General features: G+C 64.7%; 4 protein-coding genes. All 4 read right to left on the bottom strand.

The genetic code is table 11. From position 1 onward, the window contains the following. Nucleotides 1-926, bottom strand: a 926-nt coding sequence (gene dapE / locus WA702_RS24970) for a succinyl-diaminopimelate desuccinylase (RefSeq protein WP_425113215.1), incomplete at its 3' end; no start/stop codon positions are given. A gap of 115 nt (nucleotides 927-1,041) precedes the next feature. Then, on the bottom strand, nucleotides 1,042-1,863 hold the full coding sequence (gene dapD / locus WA702_RS24965) for a 2,3,4,5-tetrahydropyridine-2,6-dicarboxylate N-succinyltransferase (RefSeq protein ID WP_425113214.1): 822 nt from the start codon (nucleotides 1,861-1,863) through the stop codon (nucleotides 1,042-1,044). A gap of 98 nt (nucleotides 1,864-1,961) precedes the next feature. Beyond that, the gene (locus tag WA702_RS24960) at nucleotides 1,962-2,354 is read right to left on the bottom strand and encodes an MAPEG family protein (protein ID WP_425113213.1); all 393 of its coding nucleotides are present in this window, start codon (nucleotides 2,352-2,354) and stop codon (nucleotides 1,962-1,964) included. 34 nt (nucleotides 2,355-2,388) lie between these two features. After that, a partial coding sequence (locus WA702_RS24955) for a lipocalin family protein (protein ID WP_425113212.1) occupies nucleotides 2,389-2,928 on the bottom strand: 540 nt, incomplete at its 5' end.

Here is a 2,928-nt window from a genome sequence, read left to right as displayed (position 1 = left end):
GTCAGGAACACGTTCGAGTTCGACGGCAGCCAGTCGATATGGGCGCGGATGCGGTTGCCGCAGGCGGCCTTCAGCCGCTGCTCGACCAACGCGCGCAGCGACTCCTGGGTGTGGCAATCATTGTAGCGGATGTTGAACTTCGCCCGCGCCGCGCCTGGGATGACGTTGGTGGCAGTGTTTCCGACATCGACCGTGGTGAATTCAAGATTCGACGGCTGGAATTGCGCGCTGCCCTGGTCGAGCGGCTCGTCGGAGAGCGCGACAATCAGCCGCGAGATATCCGGCACCGGATTTGCGGCCCGATGCGGATAGGCGACGTGGCCCTGCTTGCCCTCGACAACGAGCGTGCCCGATTGCGAGCCGCGGCGGCCGATCTTGATGCAGTCGCCGATCACCTCCTGGTTGGAGGGTTCGCCGAGCACGCAATGATCGAATATCTCGCCACGCTTCGCAGCCCACTGCAGCAGCTTCACCGTGCCATTGATCGAGACGTCTTCCTCATCGCCCGTGATCAGGAACGAGATCGAGCCTTTTCCGTTTCCTTGCGGCTTGCCTTCATGATCGCGCAGATAGTCGAGCACGGCGGCGAGGCTGCAGGCGATGCCGCCCTTCATGTCGACGGCGCCGCGACCGTACAAATAGCCGTCCCGGACTTCGCCGGAGAATGCGCCAAGGCTCCAGGCGCTCTCGTCACCAGGCGGCACCACGTCGGTGTGGCCGGCAAAGGTGATATGCGGCGCCGCATCGCCGATGCGGGCGTAGAGATTGTCGACGTCGGCGGTGCCGGCCTCGGAGAAGGTGACGCGGTGGGTCTCGAAACCGGCCTGTTTCAGCAGGCTCTCGAGCACACCGAGCGCGCCGGCATCGGCCGGCGTCACGGAGGCGCAACGGATCAGGTCGCGGGCAATGGTGAGGGCGTCGGTCATGCCCTCGCTTAACACGCCATTTTATCGGTGAGCTAGTGTCCGAAATTCGAGGCTCGCGTCATTTCGTCGCGAGCTCATGGTGAACGCCGCGTCAGTCCCGCAACAGCTCGTTAATCTAGGTCTTGGAGCGGGTGCGCTCGTCGACGCGCTTCATGATCACGGCGCAGGCGGTCGAGGGGCCGATCTGGCCGTTCTTCATCGGCTTGCCCGGCAGCGCGCCCGGCACCACCACCGAATATTCCGGGACCTCGCCGACAAACACCTCACCGGTCTCGCGGTCGATGATCTTGGTCGAGGCGCCGAGGAATACGCCCATCGCCAGCACCGCGCCCTTGCGCACGATCACGCCCTCGGCGACCTCGGAACGGGCACCGATGAAGCAGTCGTCCTCAACGATGACGGGCTCGGCCTGCAGCGGCTCCAGCACGCCGCCGATGCCGACGCCGCCGGAGATGTGCACGCGCTTGCCGATCTGGGCGCAGGAGCCGACCGTCGACCAGGTATCGATCATGGTCGCCTCATCGACATAGGCGCCGAGATTGACGAAGGAGGGCATCAGCACGACGTTCTTGGCGATGAAGGCGGAGCGGCGCACGATAGCGCCCGGCACGGCGCGGAAGCCGGCATCGCGGAAACGGTTCTCGCCCCAGCCCTCGAACTTCGACGGCACCTTGTCCCACCACGACGCCTTGCCCGAGCCTCCAGGGATCACGCTCATGTCGTTGAGGCGGAACGACAGCAGCACCGCCTTCTTCAGCCACTGGTTGACCTTCCACTTGCCGGTCGTCTCGCGCTCGGCCACCCGCGTCTCGCCCTTGTCGAGCAGTTCCAGCGCGCTCTCCACGGCATCGCGGACCTCGCCCTTGGTCGCGGTCGAGACGCCGTCGCGCGCATCGAAGGCGCTGTTGATGGTGGTTTCGAGGGCGGACAGAGACATCTGATCATCCTAGTCTGGCGAGAAGGCGTTGGGCAAAATGGGCTGCTTTTTCGGAATTTGGGCCGGCGGAGTCAAGCGCTCCGGTCCGACCCGCGGGTTCAACCGTGCACCATCCGAAGGACGATCGTGACCAGGGCCCCGATCAGCAGCGCGAACGCGGCCAGGGCCTGGATGGCGAAACCGGCGCGGCGCTTCTCCGGCCCTGCCGCATAGGAGACCATGTACATGAGGCGGCCGACGATCCAGACCAGGCCGAGCAGGGCTGCCACCTTGTCGCTGACATAAACGGCAAACAGCCACAGCCCGGGCAGGAAGATCGGCATCCATTCCAGCATGTTCAAATGCGCGCGGAAGACGCGCTCGAAATCCGGATTGCCCGTGGTCGCCGGCGCCTTGATGCCGTATGTGCCGCGGGCTTTGCCGACCCGGAAGCTGGCGTAGAAAAGCGCGACGCAGGCGAGCACGGTGACGAATGCGGTGAAGTGATACATGCGGATGGGTCCCCCTCGAAAAGCTCTCCGTCGCTCAATACCCCGTCAGCTCGAGATAGCCCACCCCGCTGTGGCTGCCTTTAAAACTGATCGGGCCTTCCCAGTAAGGCACAGAGGTCCCCATCCAGGCGTTCGGGTTGAGCGGCGTGCAGTCGATCGCGATTGAACGCGCGGGCAGTTCGAGATGCCAGGCGACCGGCAGCTTGTGGCCCGAAATCTCGACGCTGTCCTTTGGCGTCATGACGACGTCATTTGGACCGAGTTGCGTGGTGGCCCCACCCGGCTCGATCCAGGTGCCCGATGCGTAGTCGTGGCCGTCGGTCTGCCGCATCCGATACAGCATCAGCTTGCCGCCCGAGGCAAAATGCAGTGAGAACCAGTCCCAACCGGTCTGGTCGGGGGCGAGCGGCTGGCTGCTCCATTCGCGGTCGAGCCAGGCTTGGCCGGTGACCTCGACCGGTCTGTCGTCGATCGTGAGCTGGCCGTGGGCGCGATAGAACGGCTGGCTGTAGTAATAAGAGGCCTGGTTGCGCTCGGACTTCTTGCTGTAGCCGTGGTCGCCCTGCAGCACCAC

This window comes from Bradyrhizobium sp., from assembly GCF_049798375.1.
GTDB lineage: Bacteria > Pseudomonadota > Alphaproteobacteria > Rhizobiales > Xanthobacteraceae > Bradyrhizobium.
This window is presented reverse-complemented; position numbering and strand designations above follow the sequence as displayed.

Bases quoted from the DNA above. Each gene is read 5' to 3' on its own strand.
- WA702_RS24960 (WP_425113213.1), bottom strand. From the start codon at position 2,354: ATGTATCACTTCACCGCATTCGTCACCGTGCTCGCCTGCGTCGCGCTT.
- dapD (WP_425113214.1), bottom strand. From the start codon at position 1,863: ATGTCTCTGTCCGCCCTCGAAACCACCATCAACAGCGCCTTCGATGCG.